The sequence below is a fragment of the Streptomyces acidiscabies genome, assembly GCF_020010905.1.
Taxonomy (GTDB): domain Bacteria; phylum Actinomycetota; class Actinomycetes; order Streptomycetales; family Streptomycetaceae; genus Streptomyces; species Streptomyces acidiscabies.
The window spans coordinates 703,958-725,298 of the sequence record NZ_JAGJBY010000001.1 but is presented as its reverse complement, the minus strand read 5'-3'; the positions used below and the strand labels follow the sequence as shown (position 1 = coordinate 725,298).

The 21,341-nt window shown below is 71.0% G+C and carries 18 protein-coding genes; 7 read left to right on the top strand and 11 right to left on the bottom strand.

What is annotated here, in order from left to right; all coding sequences use genetic code 11:
* The first annotated feature begins 54 nt into the window (after positions 1 to 54).
* The 3 genes from pheA to J8M50_RS03500 all read left to right on the top strand — a co-directional run bounded on the left by pheA (position 55) and on the right by J8M50_RS03500 (position 3,718).
* On the top strand, positions 55 to 990 hold the full coding sequence (gene pheA / locus J8M50_RS03510; RefSeq protein WP_010354136.1) for a prephenate dehydratase: 936 nt from the start codon (positions 55 to 57) through the stop codon (positions 988 to 990).
* A 524-nt stretch (positions 991 to 1,514) separates the two neighbouring features.
* Positions 1,515 to 2,792, top strand: a complete 1,278-nt coding sequence (gene serS / locus J8M50_RS03505; protein ID WP_010354135.1) for a serine--tRNA ligase — start codon at positions 1,515 to 1,517, stop codon at positions 2,790 to 2,792.
* Between the two features lie 110 nt (positions 2,793 to 2,902).
* Positions 2,903 to 3,718 (top strand): HAD family hydrolase, encoded by an 816-nt coding sequence (locus J8M50_RS03500; protein ID WP_010354134.1) that lies wholly within the window; start codon positions 2,903 to 2,905, stop codon positions 3,716 to 3,718.
* A gap of 534 nt (positions 3,719 to 4,252) precedes the next feature.
* Here the strand turns inward: J8M50_RS03500 and J8M50_RS03495 are convergent.
* The 5 genes from J8M50_RS03495 to J8M50_RS03475 form a co-directional block, all read right to left on the bottom strand.
* Complete coding sequence (locus tag J8M50_RS03495; protein ID WP_010354133.1) at positions 4,253 to 4,471, bottom strand: SGM_3592 family protein; 219 nt, start codon at positions 4,469 to 4,471, stop codon at positions 4,253 to 4,255.
* Positions 4,472 to 4,552: 81 nt separating this feature from the next.
* Entirely contained in the window at positions 4,553 to 5,272 is a 720-nt protein-coding gene (locus tag J8M50_RS03490) for an ABC transporter permease (RefSeq protein ID WP_010354132.1), read from the bottom strand.
* A 9-nt stretch (positions 5,273 to 5,281) separates the two neighbouring features.
* Positions 5,282 to 6,193, bottom strand: a complete 912-nt coding sequence (locus J8M50_RS03485) for an ABC transporter ATP-binding protein (RefSeq protein WP_010354131.1) — start codon at positions 6,191 to 6,193, stop codon at positions 5,282 to 5,284.
* The gene (locus tag J8M50_RS03480) at positions 6,190 to 7,086 is read right to left on the bottom strand and encodes an ABC transporter permease subunit (RefSeq protein WP_010354130.1); all 897 of its coding nucleotides are present in this window, start codon (positions 7,084 to 7,086) and stop codon (positions 6,190 to 6,192) included. The genes J8M50_RS03485 and J8M50_RS03480 overlap by 4 nt, the downstream gene beginning before the upstream one ends.
* Positions 7,076 to 8,050: an ABC transporter ATP-binding protein gene (locus J8M50_RS03475; RefSeq protein ID WP_010354129.1), complete on the bottom strand. Its 975-nt coding sequence runs from the start codon at positions 8,048 to 8,050 to the stop codon at positions 7,076 to 7,078. The genes J8M50_RS03480 and J8M50_RS03475 overlap by 11 nt, the downstream gene beginning before the upstream one ends.
* 248 nt (positions 8,051 to 8,298) lie before the next feature.
* Here J8M50_RS03475 and J8M50_RS03470 point away from each other — a divergent pair, with 248 nt between their 5' ends.
* The 3 genes from J8M50_RS03470 to J8M50_RS03460 all read left to right on the top strand — a co-directional run bounded on the left by J8M50_RS03470 (position 8,299) and on the right by J8M50_RS03460 (position 11,626).
* Complete coding sequence (locus tag J8M50_RS03470) at positions 8,299 to 9,144, top strand: M24 family metallopeptidase (protein WP_050987231.1); 846 nt, start codon at positions 8,299 to 8,301, stop codon at positions 9,142 to 9,144.
* The gene (locus J8M50_RS03465; RefSeq protein WP_010354127.1) at positions 9,141 to 10,901 is read left to right on the top strand and encodes an SDR family oxidoreductase; all 1,761 of its coding nucleotides are present in this window, start codon (positions 9,141 to 9,143) and stop codon (positions 10,899 to 10,901) included. Before J8M50_RS03470 ends, J8M50_RS03465 begins: the two co-directional genes overlap by 4 nt.
* Positions 10,902 to 11,074: 173 nt before the next feature.
* Complete coding sequence (locus J8M50_RS03460; protein WP_010354126.1) at positions 11,075 to 11,626, top strand: RNA 2'-phosphotransferase; 552 nt, start codon at positions 11,075 to 11,077, stop codon at positions 11,624 to 11,626.
* Between the two features lie 13 nt (positions 11,627 to 11,639).
* Here J8M50_RS03460 and J8M50_RS03455 read toward each other — a convergent pair whose 3' ends face one another.
* Together J8M50_RS03455 and J8M50_RS03450 are read right to left on the bottom strand one after the other, a co-directional pair.
* Positions 11,640 to 12,533 carry an LLM class flavin-dependent oxidoreductase gene (locus tag J8M50_RS03455; protein WP_010354125.1) on the bottom strand — a complete coding sequence of 298 codons (894 nt, stop codon included), beginning with the start codon at positions 12,531 to 12,533 and terminating at the stop codon, positions 11,640 to 11,642.
* 10 nt (positions 12,534 to 12,543) lie between these two features.
* The gene (locus J8M50_RS03450) at positions 12,544 to 12,813 is read right to left on the bottom strand and encodes a hypothetical protein (RefSeq protein WP_010354124.1); all 270 of its coding nucleotides are present in this window, start codon (positions 12,811 to 12,813) and stop codon (positions 12,544 to 12,546) included.
* Positions 12,814 to 12,985: 172 nt separating this feature from the next.
* On the opposite strand from J8M50_RS03450, the gene J8M50_RS03445 reads away from it, so the two are divergent.
* Positions 12,986 to 13,855 (top strand): Cof-type HAD-IIB family hydrolase, encoded by an 870-nt coding sequence (locus tag J8M50_RS03445; protein ID WP_010354123.1) that lies wholly within the window; start codon positions 12,986 to 12,988, stop codon positions 13,853 to 13,855.
* A 76-nt stretch (positions 13,856 to 13,931) separates the two neighbouring features.
* Here the strand turns inward: J8M50_RS03445 and J8M50_RS03440 are convergent, their stop codons facing one another.
* The 4 genes from J8M50_RS03440 to cydB all read right to left on the bottom strand — a co-directional run bounded on the left by J8M50_RS03440 (position 13,932) and on the right by cydB (position 21,328).
* The gene (locus tag J8M50_RS03440) at positions 13,932 to 14,990 is read right to left on the bottom strand and encodes a M23 family metallopeptidase (protein ID WP_010354122.1); all 1,059 of its coding nucleotides are present in this window, start codon (positions 14,988 to 14,990) and stop codon (positions 13,932 to 13,934) included.
* A 125-nt stretch (positions 14,991 to 15,115) separates the two neighbouring features.
* Positions 15,116 to 16,531 carry a sensor histidine kinase gene (locus J8M50_RS03435; RefSeq protein ID WP_010354121.1) on the bottom strand — a complete coding sequence of 472 codons (1,416 nt, stop codon included), beginning with the start codon at positions 16,529 to 16,531 and terminating at the stop codon, positions 15,116 to 15,118.
* 108 nt (positions 16,532 to 16,639) lie between these two features.
* On the bottom strand, positions 16,640 to 20,242 hold the full coding sequence (gene cydD / locus J8M50_RS03430) for a thiol reductant ABC exporter subunit CydD (RefSeq protein ID WP_010354120.1): 3,603 nt from the start codon (positions 20,240 to 20,242) through the stop codon (positions 16,640 to 16,642).
* Positions 20,243 to 20,326: 84 nt separating this feature from the next.
* Positions 20,327 to 21,328 carry a cytochrome d ubiquinol oxidase subunit II gene (gene cydB, locus J8M50_RS03425; RefSeq protein WP_010354119.1) on the bottom strand — a complete coding sequence of 334 codons (1,002 nt, stop codon included), beginning with the start codon at positions 21,326 to 21,328 and terminating at the stop codon, positions 20,327 to 20,329.
* Between the last annotated feature and the right edge of the window lie 13 nt (positions 21,329 to 21,341).

Here is a 21,341-nt window from a genome sequence, read left to right as displayed (position 1 = left end):
ACTCGACCGTGAGATGCGTGGGCCGCGTTTCGCAAGGGCCATTAGGGTGAGGCCATGCCTGCCAGCTATGCGTATCTCGGTCCCGAGGGCACCTTCACGGAGGTCGCTCTGCGGACGTTGCCCGAAACGGCTACCCGGCAACTGGTTCCGTACGTGTCCGTGCAGTCCGCGCTGGACGCGGTGCGGGTCGGCGAGGCCGAGGCCGCGTTCGTGCCGATCGAGAACTCCGTCGAGGGCGGGATCACGACCACCCTCGACGAGCTGGTCGCGGGCACCCCGCTGATGATCTACCGCGAGGTGCTGCTGTCGATCACCTTCGCGCTGCTCGTGCGGCCGGGGACGAAGCTCTCCGAGATCAAGACGGTCTCCGCGCACCCGGCGGCCCAGCCGCAGGTGCGGAACTGGCTGAGGAAGCACCTCCCCGACGCGCTCTGGGAGTCCGCCGCCTCGAACGCGGACGCGGCCCGCCTGGTCCAGGAGGGCCGGTACGACGCCGCCTTCGCCGGCGAGTTCGCCGCCGCGCGGTACGGCCTTGAGGCCCTGGAGACCGGCATCCACGACGCGGAGAACGCGCAGACCCGGTTCGTGCTGGTCGGGCGTCCGTCCCGGCCCGCCGCGCCGACCGGCGCCGACAAGACCTCCGTCGTGCTGTGGCAGAGCGACGACCACCCCGGCGGGCTGCGCGATCTGCTGGGCGAGTTCGCGACGCGGGGGATCAACCTCATGCTGCTCCAGTCCCGGCCGACCGGGGCGGGGATCGGCAACTACTGCTTCTGCGTCGACGCCGAGGGGCACATCAACGACCGGCGGGTGGCGGAGGCCCTGATGGGGCTGAAGCGGATCTGCCGCGAGGTGCGGTTCCTGGGCTCGTACCCGCGCGCGGACGTCGTCGACGCGGGGGATGTGGCGGTGCCGTTCCCGGGTACCTCGGACGCGGAGTTCGTGGCGGCGTCGGAGTGGGTGGCGCGGTGCCAGGACGGGCGTTTCTAGTAGTACAGGCGTACTGCTAGTTATCCACAGGAGTTATCCACAGGTGGGCTTCTCGACCTGGGGATAAGTCGACTGCTCGGTGGTACTCAGTCGACAAATCGGCACCCTGACCCTCAGGTTGTCCACCGGTGGGTAGGTCACCCTTCGTCCACTTGTTTCCTGCGCGCAATCCTTTGGAGCGACGCGTTTCCACTCGAAAGTGGATACGAGGCGCGTTTAGGACAGAATTTCCGGGTACGGGGCAACATGCGGGAAAGATCGTTTCCGATGTCCACAGATCTTTCGCACACCCTGTGGATAACTTTTCCCGGGGTGTGGATCACTGTGGACAACCGGCCCCCAAGTCCCTTCTTCCACAAGGCAGTCGAGTCAACTTCGAGCCCCTGGGGTGATCAGTCTCAGGGAAGGCGGCGGATTCCCTTGACACATTCCGCAATTCCCTCATAACGGGTCGTAACCGGCTTTTCGGGGCGGGGGAAATAGTCGGTCGTGGGCCGTCGGTGCACACCGGTAGCCTTGGGCCTGTGATTGACCTTCGCCTGCTCCGTGAGGACCCCGACCGTGTGCGCGCGTCGCAGCGTGCCCGTGGAGAGGACGTCGCGCTCGTCGACTCCCTCCTGTCCGCCGACGAGCGGCGCAGGTCGTCCGGCGTCCGCTTCGACGAACTCCGTGCCGAGCAGAAGCAGCTCGGCAAGCTGATCCCCAAGGCCGCCGGGGACGAGAAGGCGGAGCTGCTGAAGAAGGCTTCGCAGCTGGCGTCCGACGTCAAGGCCGCCGACGCCGAGCGCGACGCGGCGGACACCGAGACCCATGAGCTGCTGCTCCGGCTCGGCAACCTCGTCCATCCCGACGTACCCGTCGGCGGCGAGGAGGACTTCGTCACGCTGGAGACGCACGGGGAGATTCGTGACTTCTCCGCCGAGGGGTTCGAGCCCAAGGACCACCTGGAGCTGGGGCAGCTGCTCGGCGCGATCGACGTCGAGCGGGGGGCCAAGGTCTCCGGCTCGCGCTTCTACTTCCTCACCGGGGTCGGTGCGCTGCTTGAGCTGGCGCTCGTCAACGCGGCGATCTCGCAGGCCACGGCCGCCGGGTTCACGCCGATGCTGACGCCGGCGCTGGTGCGTCCGCAGTCGATGGCCGGGACCGGGTTCCTCGGGCAGGCCGCGCAGGACGTCTACCACCTCGACAAGGACGACCTGTACCTCGTGGGGACGTCCGAGGTCGCGCTCGCCGCGTACCACATGGACGAGATCCTCGACGCGGAGCGGCTTCCGCTGCGGTACGCCGGGTTCTCGCCCTGCTTCCGGCGTGAGGCCGGGTCGCACGGCAAGGACACGAAGGGAATCTTCCGGGTCCACCAGTTCGACAAGGTCGAGATGTTCTCGTACGTCGCGCCCGAGGACTCCGAGGCGGAGCACCGGCGGCTGCTGGAGTGGGAGAAGCAGTGGCTCACGTCGCTTGAGCTGCCGTTCCGGGTGATCGATGTCGCTACCGGTGACCTCGGGTCGTCCGCCGCGCGGAAGTTCGACTGTGAGGCGTGGATTCCTACGCAGGGGAAGTACCGCGAGCTGACGTCCACGTCCGACTGCACCGAGTTCCAGTCGCGGCGGTTGTCCATCCGGTACCGGGAGGGCAAGACGGTGCGTCCGCTGGCGACCCTCAACGGGACGTTGTGTGCTGTGCCGCGCACGATCGTCGCGATTCTGGAGAACCATCAGCAGGCGGACGGGTCGGTTCGGGTGCCGGAGGTTCTGCGGCCATTCCTGGGCGGGCGTGAGGTTCTGGAGCCGACGGGTTCTTGAGCCGGTCGGGGTTCTGTAGGGGGCGTCCCTTTCTGGGGGCGTCCCCTGTTATGTGCGCGGGGGGTCTCTGGCGGGGGTCGATCCGAGTGAGGGTGGCTTGAGTGAGTGCTGTGAATGAGGTTGGCGCGGGGAGTTTTCCGTACAAGCTGATCGCGACCGACCTCGACGGGACGCTGCTGCGGGCCGACGAGTCGGTGTCACCCCGTACCCGTGACGCTCTCGCCGCGGCGACCTCCGCCGGGGCGACCCATATCGTCGTCACCGGGCGTGCCGTTCCCTGGACCCGGCACATTCTCGACTCCCTCGGCTACACCGGGCTCGCCGTCTGCGGGCAGGGGGCTCAGGTGTACGACGCCGGCGCGCATCGGCTGCTGACGTCCGTGACGTTGGACCGGCAGCTCGCGGGGGTCGCTCTCGCGAAGATCGAGGCGGAGGTGGGGCCGCTGTACCTCGCGGCCAGCCGGGACGGGCTGGACGGGGAGGTGCTGGTCGGGCCGGGGTACGCGAGTGTGGGGAACCTGCCGGCGACTCCGCTCACTGATGTGACCGAGCTGTGGGCTGCGCCGCTGAACAAGATCTACGTCCAGCATCCGACGCTGGGGGACGACGAGTTGGCGGAGGCGTCCCGCGTGGCCGCCGGGGGCTTCGTCACGGTCGCGATGGCTGGGCCGGGGATAGTGGAACTGTTGCCGCTCGGCCTCTCCAAGGCCACGGGCCTCTCCCTCGCAGCGCGACGCCTCGGCCTCAAGTCGGCCCACACGATCGCCTTCGGCGATATGCCGAACGACTTGCCGATGTTCGCGTGGTCCTCGCGGGGGGTGGCGATGGCCAACGCGCACGAGGAGCTGAAGGCGGTGGCGGACGAGGTGACTGCGTCCAACGAGGAGGATGGGATCGCGGTGGTGTTGGAGCGGTTGTTGGGGTGAGGTGGGGGTGGGTTCTGGAGGTTGCCGGGTGCGGGTAGTGGTGGGCTGGTCGCGCAGTTCCCCGCGCCCCTAAAAAGACAGGGTGCAGGTCTGTGGTTGGTCGCGCCCGCGCGGCGGTAGCCGCATATCGATACAGCCCCGCGCCCCTGAAAGGCCGGACCAGCTAGCCGGTATGGGGTTGCACCCGCACTCGACATCCGATCCGCACCCTGTCTTTTAGGGGCGCGGGGAACTGCGCGACCAGCCACACACAATCTGCACCTGCCCACCTACCCCTCGGCCGATCCTCCGGGTGGGCGGCCCACGCGAGAGCGATCTCGCGTGCTCGAAGTGGCCGCCCCGGGCGTCCTCAACACACGGGCTCGGACGGAGTGAGCGACTACTCCGGAGCCCTCGGCGGACTGCCCTGAAGGAAGCGGGACGTACTGCCCCGCTCCTCTCCCGGTACGTAGCACCGCCCCAAAACCGGCGATGCGGACACAACTACTGTGCCCGCTCAGCCAGTTGCCCGCCACTGATTAAAACGCCGGCCCTCTATTTCCGCCGCCACCGCTTGCGCCGAGCCTTGCTGAAGAACCACCCCGCAGGCGGCTCGTCGGAGCGCCAGGGCTGCGGTTCCGGCGCCTCGCGGCTCCACTTCGCGGACAGCATCCGCGCACGGGCTGACGGCTCGGCCGCCTCCGCACCCCGCACGAAGTCCTCGTCGAGAACAAGCTCGTCCCAGACCTCGTCCCGTGATCGTTCCTCCGGCATCCTTCCCTCCTGTCCCCGTCCCGATTTACGCCAGTGTGCCCGGACGGAGGTGAAACCTCCGTCAAGGCCGACCGGCACCTCTTATTCCTCCCCGGCGAGCGTGAGCGTGCGCAGCTTCTGTCCCGCGTACCAGGTCGCGAGCCCGGTGACGGCGACGAGGAAGATCACCGCGGTGGTGAGCCCGACGTCGGAGGTGACGAGGTCACCGCCGGTCACCTCGTGCGCGACGGCAAGGGACCACTGCTGAACGCTGAGCGTCCGCGCCCCCGGCACGAGGGACCCGAACAGCGCCTCCCAGACGAGCGCGTAGACGAGCCCGAAGACGACGGCATGCCGGGAGACGGTCCCGAGCAGCAGGAACACGGCCGCGTAGGCGATGGACGCGACGAGCGCGGCGACGGTGTACGCGACGGCGATCTGCTGCCCGTTCCCGTTGAGGATGAACCCGGCGACGAGGGTGGGCAGCGCCGAGAACACCATGGTCACGGCGATGGCGACGATGAGCTTCGTCGAGATGATCGTCGGCCGCTTGATCGGCTTGGACAGCAGATACACCACGGACCCGTCGTCGATCTCGGGCCCGATCGCGCCGGTCCCGGCGATGACGCCGATGATCGGCACCATCGTGGCGAGCCCGAGCCCGCCGAGCAGGTCGACGGCGGTCTGGTCGTCGGCCCCCGCGAGGGCCCGCACGATGACGGCGATCACGATGAGCAGCATCGGCAGCGCACCGAGGATGAGCGCCCGGCGCCGGCCGAGCAGGGCCCGATAGGTGAGCCGGGCGACAGTGGGGTCGTACATCAGGGCCTCCTACGCCGCGACCAGATACGAGAACACGGACTCAAGGGACTCGTCGGACGGCGAGACGGCGAGGAGCCGGATGCCGTGGTCCCGGGCCACCCGCGGCAGCAGGGCGGTGAAGCGGCCGAAGTCGACGGCCTGGATCAGCAGCGCGCCTTCCGCCGTGTCGACCTCGATACCGGCGGTCGACGGGTCGGCGATGAGCGCAGCGGCGAGCGCGCGGTCGTCGCTGGAGCGCACGACGTAGCGGTGCGGCCGGTCGGTCATGAGGCGGCGGATACGGCGGAAGTCGCCGCTCGCCGCGTGCCGCCCGGCGACGATGACCTCGATGTGCCGGGCGAGCTGCTCGACCTCCTCCAGGATGTGCGAGGAGAACAGGACCGTACGGCCCTCGTCGCCCATGCGGCGCAGCAGGTTCATGAGCTGCATGCGCTGGCGGGGGTCCATGCCGTTGAAGGGCTCGTCGAGCAGGAACAGCGAGGGGTCGTGGACGAGGGCGCTGGCCATCTTGACGCGCTGGCGCATGCCCTTGGAGTAGGTCTGGATCCGGCGGTCCTGCGCGTACTCCATCTCGACGGTGGCCAGCGCCTTCTGGGCGGCCTTGGCGCCGAGGCCGTGGAGTTCGGCGTTGGCGACGACGAACTCGCGGCCGGTGAGGAAGTCGTACATCGCCTCGCGCTCGGGGACGATGCCGATGTGCTTGTAGACCTCCTCGTTGCGCCAGACGGGGACGCCGTCGAGGGTGACCGTGCCGGTGGAGGGGGCGAGGAAGCCGCCCATCATGTTGATGAGGGTGGACTTGCCGGCGCCGTTGGGGCCGAGGAGGCCGGTGACGCCGGGGCCGATGGTCATGGTGATGTCGTTGACGGCGACCACGTTGCCGAACCAGCGGGAGACGTGGTCGAGGGAGAGCGTGGTCACAGGCCCACCTTCCGGTAGCGGCGGATCAGCAGGCCGTAGCAGGCGGCGATGAGTCCGAGGGTGACGAGGACGTAGACCGCGCCTTCGCCGTTCGACGGGCCCACCCCGCCGGGGAAGGCGGAGCTCGCGCCGAGGAACGCGGTCTGGATGCCGTCGATCAGTGTGATCGGCGAGAAGAGGCCGATCCAGGGGATCGAACCGCCGCTGGACTGCTCGTGCGCGATGGCCTGGAGGGTGGAGACGGCGCCGTAGGAGATGGTCAGGACGGCGATGACGGCGGCGATGCCGAAGCCGCGCCGGGGGGTGACCGCGGCGACGACCAGGCCGAGGCCGGCGAAGAGGAGGGAGAGCAGTGCCACGGAGACGAGTCCCTGTGCGAAGCCTTCGGTCTGGTCGGCGAAGTCGAGTTTGGCGAGCAGCGCGCCCACGTACAGGACGAGCAGCGGGGCGGCGGTCAGCGCGAACAGCGCGGAGGCCAGCGCGGCGAACTTCGCGAGGACGTAGTCGGCGGTCTCGATGGGCCGCGAGAAGTACAGCGGGACCGTCTTGAAGCGCAGGTCGCGGGAGACCGACTGGGGCGCCTGGGAGGCGACGTACAGGCTGATGACGGCTTGCAGGACGATCGCGTACCGCGTGTAGTCCAGGGGGAGTTCCTTGGCCTTCGTGGCGACCGCGACGGCGACCATGATGGCGGCCGGTACGAGCATCACGACGAACAGGAGCATCGGCAGGACCTTGGACTTCACCGAGCGGCCGAGGCCGTAGGCGCCGCGCAGGGACTGCGCGTACAGCGAGCGGCGGGCGTAGGCGCGGCCGAGGCGGGGGCCGTCGTAGCCCCGGTAGCCGATGTCGTGGATGCGGGAGGTCTCTCCCGCGGTGTGGTCAACCGCCATGGCCGACGGCCTCCTTGCTCTGCGCGCTCTGCTCGTCGGCGGTGGTGAAGACCTCGGAGATGTGGTGTCTGCGCTGTTCCATGCGGACCAGGCCGAGGCCGAGGTCGGCGACGAGGTCGCGCACCAGGTCGTACGTCTCCTCGCCCTGCGCGGTCAGCAGCAGGAGGTGGCCGGCGCCGGGGAGGCCCGCGCCGCCGTCCTGGACGTCCGCCCCGCGCGTGAGGAGCGCCTCGCGCAGCGCGCGGGTGCCGTCCGGGTGGTCGTCGGTGTCGGTGACCTCGACGGCGAGGGTGGTGGTGGTCTGGGTGAAGTCGGTGGTGGAGCTGGAGCGCAGGAGCTTGCCGCCGTCGATGACGACGACGTGGTCGCAGGTGCGTTCCAGTTCGCCCAGGAGGTGGGAGGTGACCAGGACCGAGATGCCGAAGTCGGTGTGGATACGGCGGATCAGGCCGAGCATCTCGTCGCGCCCGACGGGGTCGAGGCCGTTGGTCGGCTCGTCGAGGAAGACCAGCCGGGGGTCGTGGACGAGCGCCTGCGCGAGTTTGACGCGCTGCTTCATGCCGGTCGAGTAGCCGCCGATGGGCCGGTAGCGCTCCTCGTACAGCCCGACGTGCCGCAGCGTGTCCGCCGTGCGCTCGCGCGCCGCCGTGGGCGGGAGGCCGGACATGCGCGCCATGTGGACGACGAACTCGGTCGCCGAGACGTCCGGCGGGAGGCAGTCGTGCTCCGGCATGTAGCCCACGCGCTCGCGGATGGCGGCGCCCTTGGTCGCGACGTCGAGTCCGAGCACTTCGGCTCGGCCCTCGCTCGCGGGGGACAGACCCAGGAGGATCTTGATCAGGGTGGACTTGCCGGCGCCGTTGGCACCGACCAGTCCGGTCACACCGGCTCCGATGTCCACGGACAGCCGGTCGAGAGCGGTCACCCTCGGGAACCGCTTGCTCAGGCTTTCGGTCGCGATCACAGTCACAGTTCGAAGGTAGTGACCCGGCACATACTCGGTCGTCACTCCGGAGAGCCGTCTTCACCCCGTACCTGAGATGTAGGGGACGGCTAAGGGACCCCCTACCTGAGAGGTACGGGCGGGCCTCGATGTCCGGGCCAGGTATTACCGGTCGGCGTCACCCCACCCTATTGACGGTTTCTCTAACAAGTGCCAGATTCGGCGTGGTCAAGTTACGGACGCGTATCGCAACCGCACGGCGAGGTGCCATGACAACGGCAGTGACCCCCGATCCCCGCGCCGACCTGCGGGGATTTAGCCAGGTCCAGCGGCTCGCCTACGCGTGCGCGCAGGACGTCGCGGCCCGGCTGACACCGGGCGTCACCGAACGCGAGGCCGCGCACATGCAGCGCCGGTGGATGCGCGAGCGCGGCGTGAAGGACTGGTTCCACCTCCCCTTCGCCTGGTTCGGCGACCGCACCGCGTTCACGAACTTCCGCATCCCCCTCCAGTTCTTCCCGACCAACCGCCGCCTGGAGCCCGGGATGCCGTTCATCCTGGACCTCGCGCCCGTGTACGAGGGCTACACCGCCGACATCGGCTACTCGGGGTCGCTCGGCGCCAACCCCGTACAGGAACGCCTGATGGCCGACCTGGAGGCGCACCGCGAGCTGATCCTGAAGGAGGTCCGCGAGCGCAGGCCGCTGCGCGAGATCTACCAGGACGTGGACCGCCTCATGGCTCTCCAGGGTTACGCCAACCGGCATCGCGCGTACCCCTTCGGTGTGATCGCCCACAAGGTCGACCGGGTGACGCAACGGCGTTTCTCCCCGCACCTGTTCGGATTCGGCGCCCAGTCCCTCAAGGGACTCGCCTCGGACGCCCTGCACGGGCACCGCGACGGATGGTCGCCGCTGTGGTCGCCGTACCGTTTCTCCGACCACCCCCCGCAGCCGGGGCTGTGGGCGGTCGAACCGCATCTCGGATTCCGGGGCACCGGCGCGAAGTTCGAGGAGATCCTGGTCGTCACGGACTCCAAGGACCAGGCGGAGAGCGCTTTTTGGCTGGACGAAGACCTGCCGCACGTGCGGCAGTGGGCGGAGGGGAAGAAGTGACGATGCTCGACGGGGCGCGCGAACGCCGGATCACCACCGGCGGGATCGAGCTGTGCGTGGCGGAACTCGGCGAGCTGGGGAACCCCGTCGTCGTCCTCGTGCACGGCTACCCGGACACGAAGGAGGTGTGGGCGCCGGTCGCGGCACGCCTCGCGGAGCGGTTCCATGTGGTGCTGTACGACGTGCGCGGGCACGGCAGTTCGAGCGCGCCGAAGCCGCTGCGGGGCGGGTTCACGCTGGAGAAGCTGACGGACGACTTCCTCGCGGTGATCGACGCGGTCAGCCCGGGGCGTCCGGTGCACCTCGTGGGGCACGACTGGGGGTCCGTGCAGTCCTGGGAGTTCGTGACCGTCGCGCGCACGGAGGGCCGTATCGCGTCCTTCACGTCGATGTCGGGACCGTCCCTCGACCACTTCGGCCACTGGATCAACCGCCGTCTGCACCGGCCGACTCCGCGCCAGGCCGCCCAACTCCTCGGCCAGGGCGCCAAGTCGTGGTACGTGTACGCGCTGCACACCCCCGTCCTGCCCGAACTGGCCTGGCGCGGGCCGCTCGGCAAGCGCTGGCCGGCCCTGCTGCGCCGTACGGAGAAGCTCGACGACCCCTCGTACCCGACCGCGTCCCTGCCCTCCGACGCCGCCAACGGCGCCTGGCTGTACCGGGACAACGTCCGCGCCCGGCTGAGCCGCCCGCGCGCGGACGCCTACGCGCACGCGCCCGTGCAGCTCATCACGCCGCTCGACGACGCGTTCCTGTCGCCGCGGCTGTACGACGAGTTGGAGACGTGGGCGCCGCGCCTGACCCGGCGCACGATCCCCGCCAAGCACTGGCTCCCGCGCACGCGGTCCGAGCAAGTCGCCTCCTGGGTCGCCGAGTTCGTGACGTCCGTCGAGGCCGGGCAGGCGCGTTCGGCGACCCCGTCCGGCGTGCACGCGGAGCGGTTCGCGGGCCAACTCGTGCTGGTCACCGGCGCGGGCAGCGGCATCGGGCGGGCCACCGCGTTCGCCTTCGCGGAGGCGGGTGCGCGTGTGGTCGCCGTCGACCGGGACGCCGAAAGCGCCGAGCGTACGGCCGAGTTGGCGCGGCTCGTGGGCGCGCGGGAGGCGTGGGCGGAGGCCGTGGACGTCTCCGACGAGAAGGCGATGGAGGAACTCGCCGACAAGGTACGGCAGTCGTACGGTGTGGTCGACGTGCTGGTCAACAACGCCGGCATCGGCATGTCGGGCTCGTTCTTCGACACGAGCACCGAGGACTGGCGGCGCGTCCTGGACGTCAACCTGTGGGGCGTCATTCACGGTTGCCGCCTTTTCGGGCGGGACATGGTCGAGCGCGGGCAGGGCGGGCACATCGTGAACATCGCGTCGGCCGCCGCGTACCAGCCCTCGCGCGTGCTGTCCGCGTACGGCACGTCCAAGGCGGCCGTCCTCATGCTGAGCGAGTCCCTGCGCGCGGAGTTGGCGGGCAAGGGGATCGGCGTGAGCGCGATCTGTCCCGGGCTGATCAACACGGGCATCGCCTCGACCGCGACGTTCGTAGGGGTCGACGCGCAGGAGCAGGAGCGGCGGCGGGAGAGGTCGTCGCGGATGTACGGGCGGCGCAACTACCCGCCGGAGAAGGTCGCCGACGCGGTCGTGCGCGCGGTCGTCCGCAACGACGCCGTCGTACCGGTGACGCCGGAGGCGAAGGGGTCGCGGCTGCTGTCACGGCTGTCGCCAAGGGTGTTGAGGGCGTTCGCGCGCTACGAGCCCCGGCCGTAAGGGAGTTGGCCAAGTAGCTTGTATACGGCTTGAGTTGCCCAAATGCCGGATTCCTCCCGTCAGTTATCCACAGAATCCCCAATTCCCCTGTGGATAACTACGGTTGGTTGTGGATCAAACCTGGGGACGAAAATTGGGTGCGTGATCCACATCTCTCTCCGCACACTGAGGGGATGACCACCGACCAACGCACTGTGAAGGTGTCCAAGTACCTCTCGAAGCACCTGCGCCACCAACCGGAACGCATCGGCCTGCGCCTCGACGCGGCCGGGTGGACCGAGATCGACACCCTCCTCGCGGCGACCGCCGCGCACGGCTTCCCCATCACCCGCGAGGAGCTGGACCACGTCGTCGCGACGAACGACAAGAAGCGCTTCGCGATCGAGGGCACGCGGATACGGGCGAGCCAGGGGCACAGCGTCTCGGTGGACCTCGCGCTTCCGGCGACCGTGCCGCCCGCGTATCTATTCCACGGCACTCATCCGCGCGCCCTCTCGTCGATCCGCGCCGAGGGTCTGCGGCCGATGAACCGGCACGACGTCCACCTCTCCCAGGACCGGGAGACGGCCACGCGTGTCGGCGCGCGACGAGGGCGGCCGGTCGTCCTCACCGTCGATTCCGGGGCCATGCACCGGGACGGGCACGTGTTCCAGGTCAGCGCGAACGGGGTGTGGCTGACGAAGGCGGTGCCGGTGGAGTACATCCGGTTCGGCGAGGCCCACTGATCCCGGCACCCCCTCAGCCGAGCTGCGCGAGCCCCTCGGTCGCGATGGTCTCGAAGACCGCGAGATCAGTGGCGAAGTCCGAGTCCGGGACGGGCCAGTGGATCACGAGTTCCGTGAAGCCGAGTTCGGCGTGGCGTCCGGCGAAGTCGACGAAGGCGTCCAGGGAGCCGAGGGGACGGGCGCGGTCCGGGGTGAAGCCGGTCAGCAGGATCTTGTCCAGGCCGGAGGCGTCCCGGCCGACGTCCGCGCATGCCTTGCCGAGCTTGTCGAGCTGGCCGCGGAGTGCTTCGACCGACTGCTCCGGGGTCCCCGTCTCGAAGAGTTTCGGATCACCGGTCGTGACCCATGCCTGGCCGTGCCGGGCGGCCAGCCCCATGCCGGACGGCCCGGTCGCCGCGACGGCGAAGGGCAGCCTGGGACGCTGCACGCAGCCGGGGATGTTCCGCGCTTCCTCCGCCGTGTAGAAGGTGCCCCGGGCCGAGACACGGTCCTCGGTGAGCAGACGGTCGAGAAGGGACACGAAGTCGGCGAAGTGGGCGGCCCGCTCCCGGGGAGTCCACGCCTCCTGCCCCAGGGCGGTGGCGTCGAAACCGTTGCCGCCGGCGCCGATACCGAGGGTGATCCGTCCGCCGGAGATGTCGTCGAGCGTGATCAGCTCCTTGGCGAGCGTCACCGGGTGCCGGAAGTTGGGGGAGGTCACCAGCGTTCCGAGCCGCAGCCGCTCGGTCGCCGTCGCAGCCGCCGTCAGCGTCGGCACCGCCCCGAACCACGGCTTCTCGCGGAAGCTCCGCCACGACAGGTGGTCGTAGGTGTACGCGGCATGGAAGCCGAGATCCTCGGCCCGCCGCCAGATCTTCCGGCCCTCACTCCAGCGGTGGATGGGGAGGATCACGGTACTCAGTCGCATGCCATCGACCCTACGTCGCGTTTCGGGCACGCACGACTGACGACGGACCGGCCAGCACCCGATACAGGTACCGGCATGCCTCGTCCTCGGCGGCGAAGCGGTGCTCCACCGACAACCGCCCACGCTCCCAGCCACCGACGAACCAGCGCCCGTCGGGATCGAGGTCGAGCACGGCACCGCCCTCGACCAGACGGCCGCCGGGAGCCTCGCCCCGGATCGCGTACGTGACGCCGTCCACCCCCGCCTCGACGAGGGCGGCGGCCAGCTGCCGATGGTCCATCAGCGCGACTCCTTGAGGTGACCGAGGCCGATCAGACCCTGTACCGGCTTGCCGGCGGTGAACTGTAGTCCGCCCCGGCTGCTCGAAGGCGGGCGCGCCCTTCCAGGTCGCCTGCGTCTCATCCGCGCACACGCCCCCACCCCCGTGCGCCCCCGTACGGGACAATGCCCCCGTGACCTCAGCAACCCGGCAGCCCGAGACCCCCGCCGCCATACACCGCCCCCGTCTGATCGCCACCGACCTCGACGGGACGCTGTTGCGGGACGACGGGCAGGTGTCGCCCCGGACGGTGGCCGCGTTGGCGGCTGCCGAGGACGCGGGGATCGAGGTGTTCTTCGTGACCGGCAGGCCCGCGCGGTGGATGGACGCCGTCAGTGACCACGTGCACGGACACGGGCTCGCGATCTGCGGCAACGGCGCCGCGGTGGTCGACCTGCACGGCGGCCCCGGCACCCATCGCTTCGTGAAGGTCCGCGAGCTGGCCAGGGAGAACGCCCTGGACGCCGTCCGGCTGCTGCGGGAGGCCGCGCCGGGGACGGTGTACGCGGTGGAGCAGACGTACGGGTTCTACCAGGAGCCGGAGTATCCCAAGATGCACATGGAGATCCCGGACGACCTCGCCCCCGCGGAGGAACTGCTCGCGGCGGACGGACCCTGCGCGGGGGAACCGGTGCTGAAGATCCTCGCCTACCACCGCACGCTGGACCCCGACGAATTCCTCACGCTGGCCCGCGAGGCGATCGGGGAGCGCGCCGAGGTCACCCGCTCCAGCCCCAGCGCCCTCCTGGAGATCGCGGGCCCCGGCATCTCCAAGGCCAGCACCCTCGCCCTGTGCTGCGCGGAACGCGGCATCGCCCCCGAGGAGGTCGTCGCGTTCGGGGACATGCCGAACGACGTCGAGATGCTGACCTGGGCGGGCCGCTCGTACGCGATGGGCAACGCCCACCCCGACGTGATCGCGGCGGCATCGGGCCAGACGGCCGCGAACAACGAGGACGGCGTGGCGGTGGTGATCGAGAGGCTGGTGGCGGAACGGGCCTGACGGCTGCGGGTAAGGGGCGTTCGCCATGGCGGGTGCTCCTTACGGGATCAGCACCCCCACTGAAGATCTACCCGTCTCACCCCAACCCCACCCCCCGCTCCGCCAGCCACGGCACCGGATTCACCGCCGAGCCCATCTCCGGCGTCACCCGTACCTCGAAGTGCAGGTGCGGGCCCGTCGAGTTGCCGGTGGTGCCGGTCTGGCCGATCCACTGGCCCGCGGCGACGCGTTCGCCGGGGTCGACGGCGACCGACGAGAGGTGGGCGTACTGGGTGTAGTAGCCGCCGGGATGGCTGATGACGAGCTGGACGCCGAAGCCGTCGCCGCAGGCCACGCGGACGACCCGGCCCGCGCCCACCGCGCGGACGGGCGTACCGATCGGGACGGCGAAGTCCTGGCCGGTGTGGCGGTGGGCCCAGCGCGCGCCGCCGCTGCCGAAGGGGGCGGAGAGGCGGTAGGACTCGACGGGGGCGACCCACCCGCTGGAGGACGGCGTCCGCGGGAGCCGGATCGCGCCGGGACAGGAGCCCGCCGCGACGGACGCCGCCGCCTGCCCCTGGAGCCGCCACCGCGCCTCCTCCAGCTTGCGTTCGATGTCCTGCTTGAGCCCGGCGAGTTCGGCGGTCCGCCGCTCCAGCACCTGCCACGCGGACGCCGCCCGCGCCGCGTCCCCCGCGAGCCGCTCCTCGACGGCCCGGCGCTTGCCGAGCGCGCTCCCGACGGCCAGATTCGCCTGCGCGAGCACGTGCTGACCGCGCATCAACCGGTCGGGGTCGCCGTCCAGCACGACCCGGACCACCATCGGCAGCCCACCCCCGTCCCGGTACTGGGCCCGCGCGATCCGCCCGAGATCCTCGTGCAGCCTGCCGAGTTCGCGCAGCTCCTCGGCGCGCAGCTCCTCGTACCGCTGGGCCTTCGCGCGCTGCGTCTCGGCCTCGCGGCGGCCGGCGTCGTACTCCTGGGACGCGGCGGCGGCCTCCTCGTACAGCTTCGCGACCTGCGCGCCGAGGCCGTCGCCCGGACCTCTCTCGCCGTCGCCGGTGTGACCGTCGGCGGAGGTGGGGCGGGCCGCGAGGACCGCCGCCGCGCACAGCAGGACCGGGACGAGCAGGGGGCGGCGGCGAGGTGAGCGCATGTCAGCGATCGTGTCCCAGGGGACGGGTGGTGTGCCTGTTCACGTCATACGACCGGGGGACAGCGCGTCCGGATGGCCCAACGCCGGGTGACACACCGTCACGCCCGGTTGACCCCGGCCGGGTTTCAGTACGGCGCCTCCCACACCACCGTCGTCCCGCCACCGGGTCCCGGACCGTAGGTGCTGCCGCCGCCGAGGGACTCCGCACGCCGCACGAGGTTCAGCAGCCCGCTGCGGCGCCCCCCGTCGCCGATGCCGACACCGTCGTCCGCGACGGTCAGCCGTACGCCGGGACGGCCGCCGGGGAGCGTCGCCGTGGCGTCCACCACCACGTCGATACGCGTGGCCCGCGCATGCCGGAACGCGTTGGACAACGCCTCCCGCAGAGCCGCGATGAGGTTCTTGCCGGTCGCCTCGCCGACGAGCGTGCCGACGTCGCCCACGAACCGGCAGTCGGGCCGGAAGCCGAGCGGTACGGCGGCCATCGCCACCTCGCGCAGGACGCGCGTGCGCAGGTGGGTCGGCGTCTCGTCGGGGCCCTGGCGCAGGGCGAAGATCGCCGTGCGGATCTCCTGGATGGTGACGTCGAGTTCGTCGACGGCCCGCCCGACCCCCTCGCGCACCTCGGGCGCGACGGCCTCCCGCTGCGCGCTCTCCAGCGTCAGCCCCGTCGCGAACAGCCGCTGGACGACCAGGTCGTGCAGGTCACGGGCGATCCGGTCGCGCTCCTCGAACACCACGAGCCGCTCCCGGTCACGCTGCGCCTCGGCCGCGATCAGCGCGAGCGCGGCCTGTTCGGCGAACCGGCGGGCGAGATCGCGCTCGGCGTCGGTGAACGTCCGCCGCCCCCGTGCGCGCGGCAGGCAGAGGGTGCCCAGGAAACGGCCGTCGCCGCGCAGCGGGAGCAGCAGGACGGGGCCGTACTCGGCGGCGTGCGAGGTGACCGAGCGGGGGTCGGTGGCCGCGTCCTCGACGTACACCTCCTCGCCGGCCAGCAGCGCCGTGACCAGTGCGCTGTCCCCCGGGACGACCTCGCCGAGCATCCCCGACGGGGGGTCCGAGGCGACGGCCGCGATCTCCAGGCCGCCCTCCTCGGCGGGCAGCAGGACGACCCCGGCGGCGGCCTCGGCGAGGGTGCGGGCCCACTCGGCGACCACCTGGAGCGCGTCGTCGGGGTCGTCGCCGGCCAGCAGCGCGGTGGTGACCGCCACGGAGCCGTCGATCCAGCGCTCCCGCTGCCGCGCCGCCTCGTACAGCCGCGCGTTGCCGATCGCGATCCCCGCTTCCCCGGCGAGGGCGCGCGCGAGGTCGAGATCGGCACTGTCGAAGGGCTGCCCGTCCCGGCGCCCGGCGAGACAGAGGCTGCCGTACGACTCGCCGTGCGCACGGATCGGTACGGCGAGCGCCCAGCCGGAGCCGTCGCCGTCCACTTCGACGGCGGCGTCCTGGACGCCGAGGAGGGTCACGGCTGTCGCGGGGATGCGCTCCAGCTCACCGCCGACGGACCGCAGGGCTTCGAGGAGACGGGGGTCGACTGCCATGGGGGCAGGGTAATTTGCCCCATTTATGAATCACGGCGCGACGCTCACGCGCAGCCCTCGCGGCCCTGTTTCACGTGAAACCAGCCGTGTTTCACGTGAAACATCGCCTCACCCAGCCGCCACCAACAGCTCCGTCGCCTCCTCCCGCTCCACCATCCCCCGCAACGGCCCCTCCACAGCAGCCAACTCCGCATAGGAACCCCGCTGCACCACCCGCCCCTCGTCCAGCACGATCACCTCGTCCACCGCGTCCAGCCCCGCCAGCCGATGCGTGATCAGCAGCGTGGTCCGCCCCTCGGTCGCCGCCAGCAGATCCGCCGTGAGCGCGTCGGCCGTCGGCAGGTCGAGGTGTTCGGCGGGCTCGTCCAGGACCAGCACAGGGAAGTCCGCGAGGAGCGCGCGGGCCAGCGCGAGGCGCTGACGCTGGCCGCCCGACAGCTTCGCCCCGTGCTCGCCGACGAGCGTGTCCAGGCCGTCGGGCAGCGCGTCGGCCCACTCCAGGAGCCGCGCCCGCCGCAGCGCGTCGCGCAACTCCCCCTCGTCCGCACCCTTCCGCGCGAGCAACAGGTTCTCGCGGACGGTGGAGTCGAAAAGGTGCGCGTCCTGCGCGCAGAGCCCGACCAGGGCGCGTACGTCGTCCCCGTCGAGCGCGTACGCGTCGACGCCGCCCAGCGTGTACGTCCCCGACTCCGCGTCCAGGAACCGCAGCAGCGCCTGCGCGAGGGTCGTCTTCCCGGAGCCGGAGGGACCGACGACGGCGATCCTGCGGCCCTCGGTGAGCGTCAGGTCGACCCCGGCGAGGGCGGCGCGCCCCTGTCCGTCGTACCGCGCGGTGAGCCCCTTCACGGCCAGCGGGAACGGCGTGGCCGGCGCCTGCCGGGGCCGCTCCGGCTCGCGTACGGGCGCGGGGGAGTCCAGCACCTCGTACACCCGCTCCGCGCTGCGGCGCACCCGCTGCCGGTACTGGACGGCGAGCGGCAGCCCGAGGACCGCCTCGAACGCGGCCAGCGGCGTGAGCACGACGACGGCCATCGACACGCCGTCCAGCCGCCCGGAGACGACCCCCTGGGCCCCCACCAACGCCGCCGCCGCGACGGTCAGCCCGGAGACCAGCGCGGTCAGCCCGTCCCCGAGCGCGGTCGCCGCCGCCCCGCGCGAGACGATCCGCGTGAGCACCCCGTCGGCCGCCCGCACCTCGTCCGTACGGCGGTGCAGGGCGCCGGCGACGGTGAGTTCGGCGGTGCCGGTGAGCAGGTCGGCGACTCGGGTGGCCAGCACCCCGCGCGCGGGCGCGAGCCGGCGTTCGGCGCGCCGGGAGACGGCACCGGTGACCAGCGGGACACCCACCCCGGCGAGGAGCAGTCCGGCGGCGAGGACCGCACCCGCCTCGGGGAGCAGCCACGCGGTGAAGGCGACCGACCCGGCCGCCACGACGACGGCGGACCCGACCGGCAGCAGCCAGCGCAGCCAGTAGTCCTGGAGGGCGTCCACGTCGGCGACGAGCCGCGACAGCAGGTCCCCGCGCCGCGCCCTGCGCAGTCCGGCGGGCGCGAGCCGCTCCAGGCGCCGGTAGACGGCCACCCGGGTGTCGGCGAGCATCCGCAGCACGACGTCGTGCGAGACGAGCCGCTCCGCGTACCGGAACACGGCCCGCCCGATCCCGAACGCCCGCGTCCCCGTGACGGCCACCATCAGGTACAGCACCGGGGGCTGCTGCGAGGCCCGCGAGATGAGCCACCCGGACGTCGCCATGAGCCCGACGGCGCTGCCGAGCGCGAGGCTCCCGAGAAGCGCAGCGAGCAGCAGCCGCCCCCGACGCGGCCCGGCCATGGCCCGCACCCGAGCGAGCACGCCACGCATGGACTCGCCGGGTGCAGCCTCACCCGGCGCCCTCACAGCGCGCCCCCTGAGGTCCCCGGCTCCCTCGGCACCCCGATCCGCCGGGAAATCTCCGTCCGCCTCAGCCTCCCGAGCCTCCCCCGTCACAAAGAAGTCCGCCTGCGTGAAGCCGTGCTCCTCCCCCACGCCGACAGCCACCGGAACCCGCGCCCCGCCCCCAACCTCGGCTTCCCCCTCGCCCCGGGCCTCCGCGATCCGCACCACCCGGTCCGCCACCCCCAGCAACGCCGGCCGATGCACCACAAGCAGCACAGTCCGCCCCTCCGCAAGCCGCCGAACCGCCGCGACAACCTCCGCCTCGGTCGCCCCGTCCAACGCAGCCGTCGGCTCATCGAGCAGCAACACCGGCCGGTCCGCGAGAAACGCACGCGCCAGAGCGAGCCGCTGCCGCTGCCCGGCAGAAAGCCCGGCACCGTCCTCGCCGAGCACGGTGTCCAGCCCAGCGGGCAGCGCATCCACGAACTCCAGGGCGCCCGCGTCCGCAAGGGCCCGCCGGACAGCCGCGTCGTCAGCGTCGGGACAGGCCAGCCGGACGTTCTCCGCGATCGTCGCGGCGTACAGGTGAGGCCGCTGAGGGACCCAGGCGATCCGCGAGCGCCACTCCTCCAGGTCGAGCCCGGCGAGGTCGGCGCCACCGATCCGAACCTGGCCCTCAGCGGGGCGAGTGAAGCCGAGCAGGACGTTCAGCAGCGTCGACTTCCCGGCACCGCTGGGCCCGACGAGGGCGACCGTCTCGCCGGGTGCGACGGTGAGCGAGGCGTTCTCGACGGCGGGGACGGACCGGCCGGGGTAGCGGACGGTCACCCCGTCGAAGGTGATCGCACCCTGCGGGACAGCGCCCGTGCCGGACACCGGGACCGGCTCCTCCAGCACCGCGAAGATCTCCTCGGCGGCGGCGAGGCCCTCGGCCGCCGCGTGGTACTGCGTGCCGACCTGCCGCAGCGGGAGGTACGCCTCCGGCGCCAGGATCAGGATGACCAGGCCGATGTAGAGGTCCATCTCGCCGTGCACGAGCCGCATCCCGACCGTCACCGCGACCAGCGCGACCGAGATCGTGGACAGCAGCTCCAGCGCGAAGGACGAGAGGAAGGCGATCCGCAGCGTCTTCAGGGTCGCCTGGCGGTACTCGCCGGTGATCTTCCGGATCGACTCGGCCTGCGCCTTGGCCCGCCCGAACACCTTCAGCGTCGGCAGCCCCGCGACCACGTCCAGGAAGTGCCCCGACAGCCGCGACAGCAGCCGCCACTGACGGTCCATCCGGGACTGCGTGACCCACCCGATCAGCATCATGAAGACCGGGATCAGCGGCAGCGTCCCGACGATGATCGCCGCCGACACCCAGTCCTCGGTCACGATCCGCGCGAGCACCGCGACGGGGACGACGACGGCGAGCCCCAACTGGGGGAGATAGCGCGAGAAGTAGTCGTCCAGGGCGTCCACGCCCCGGGTCGCGAGGGCGATCAGCGAACCGGTCCGCTGCCCGCCGAGCCACCCCGGGCCGAGCGCCCCCGCCCGCTCCAGCAGCCGTCCCCGCAACTCCGACTTCACGGCAGCGCTCGCGCGGTGGGCGGCGAGTTCGGTGAGCCAGGCGACCAGCGCGCGACCAGCCGCGACGGTCACCAGCAGAAGCAGGGGAGTGCGGAGGTCATTGACCGAGTGGCCGTGCTGGAAAGCACCGACGACGATCTCGGCGATGAGCATGGCCTGAGCGATGACGAGGAGAGCGCCGACGACACCCAGTCCGACGACCGCAGCCATGAACAGCCGGGTGGCACGCGCGTACCGGAGCAGACGCGGATCGATTGGTTTCACGTGAAACACACCCTCTTCCCCTGGGGGATGTTTCACGTGAAACATCCCCCACATCGGACCTCACATCAGACCCTCACATGCGATTCAGTGCGCTTCAGCGATGTGCTGCGTACCGATCCGCTTCCGGAACACCCAGTACGTCCACCCCTGGTAGAGCATCACCACCGGCGTAGCGATCACCGCGCACCACGTCATGATCTTCAGCGTGTACGGGCTCGACGAGGCGTTCGTGACCGTGAGGCTCCACTCCGGGTTCAGCGACGACGGCATGACGTTCGGGAAGAGCGTCAGGAAGAGCATCGCCACGGCGGCCACGATCGTGACCCCGGAGAGCGCGAACGACCAGCCCTCGCGCCCGGCCTGGTTCGCGACGAGCGCCGCGACCAGGGCGGCGACGGCCACGACCAGGGCGACCAGGCTCTTGCCGTCCCCGCTGTCGGCCTGCGTCCAGACCAGGAAGGCCAGCGCGAGGACGGCGGTCACGAGACCGACCTTGAGTGCCAGCGCCCGCGCCCGCTCCCGGATGTCACCGACCGTCTTCAGCGCCGTGAACACCGTGCCGTGGAAGGTGAACAGGCTCAGCGTGACGAGCCCGCCGAGGACGGCGTAGGGGTTGAGCAGCTCCCAGAAGCCGCCCACGTACTCGAAGTTCCGGTCGATCTTCACGCCGTGCACGATGTTGCCGAACGCGACGCCCCACAGGAACGCGGGGATCAGGGAGCACCAGAAGATCGCCTGCTCCCAGTTGCGCTGCCAGTTCTCCTCGGGCCGCTTGGCGCGGTACTCGAAGGCGACGCCCCGGACGATGAGGCACAGCAGGATGAGCAGCAGCGGCAGGTAGAAGCCGGAGAAGAGGGTGGCGTACCACTCGGGGAAGGCGGCGAAGGTCGCGCCGCCCGCGCTGAGCAGCCAGACCTCGTTGCCGTCCCAGACCGGGCCGATGGTGTTGATGAGGACGCGCTTCTCCACCCGGTCACGGGCGAGGAGCTTGGTGAGGACGCCGACCCCGAAGTCGAAGCCCTCCAGGAAGAAGTAGCCGGTCCACAGGACGGCGATCAGGACGAACCAGACGTCGTGCAGTTCCATGACGGTGCAGCTC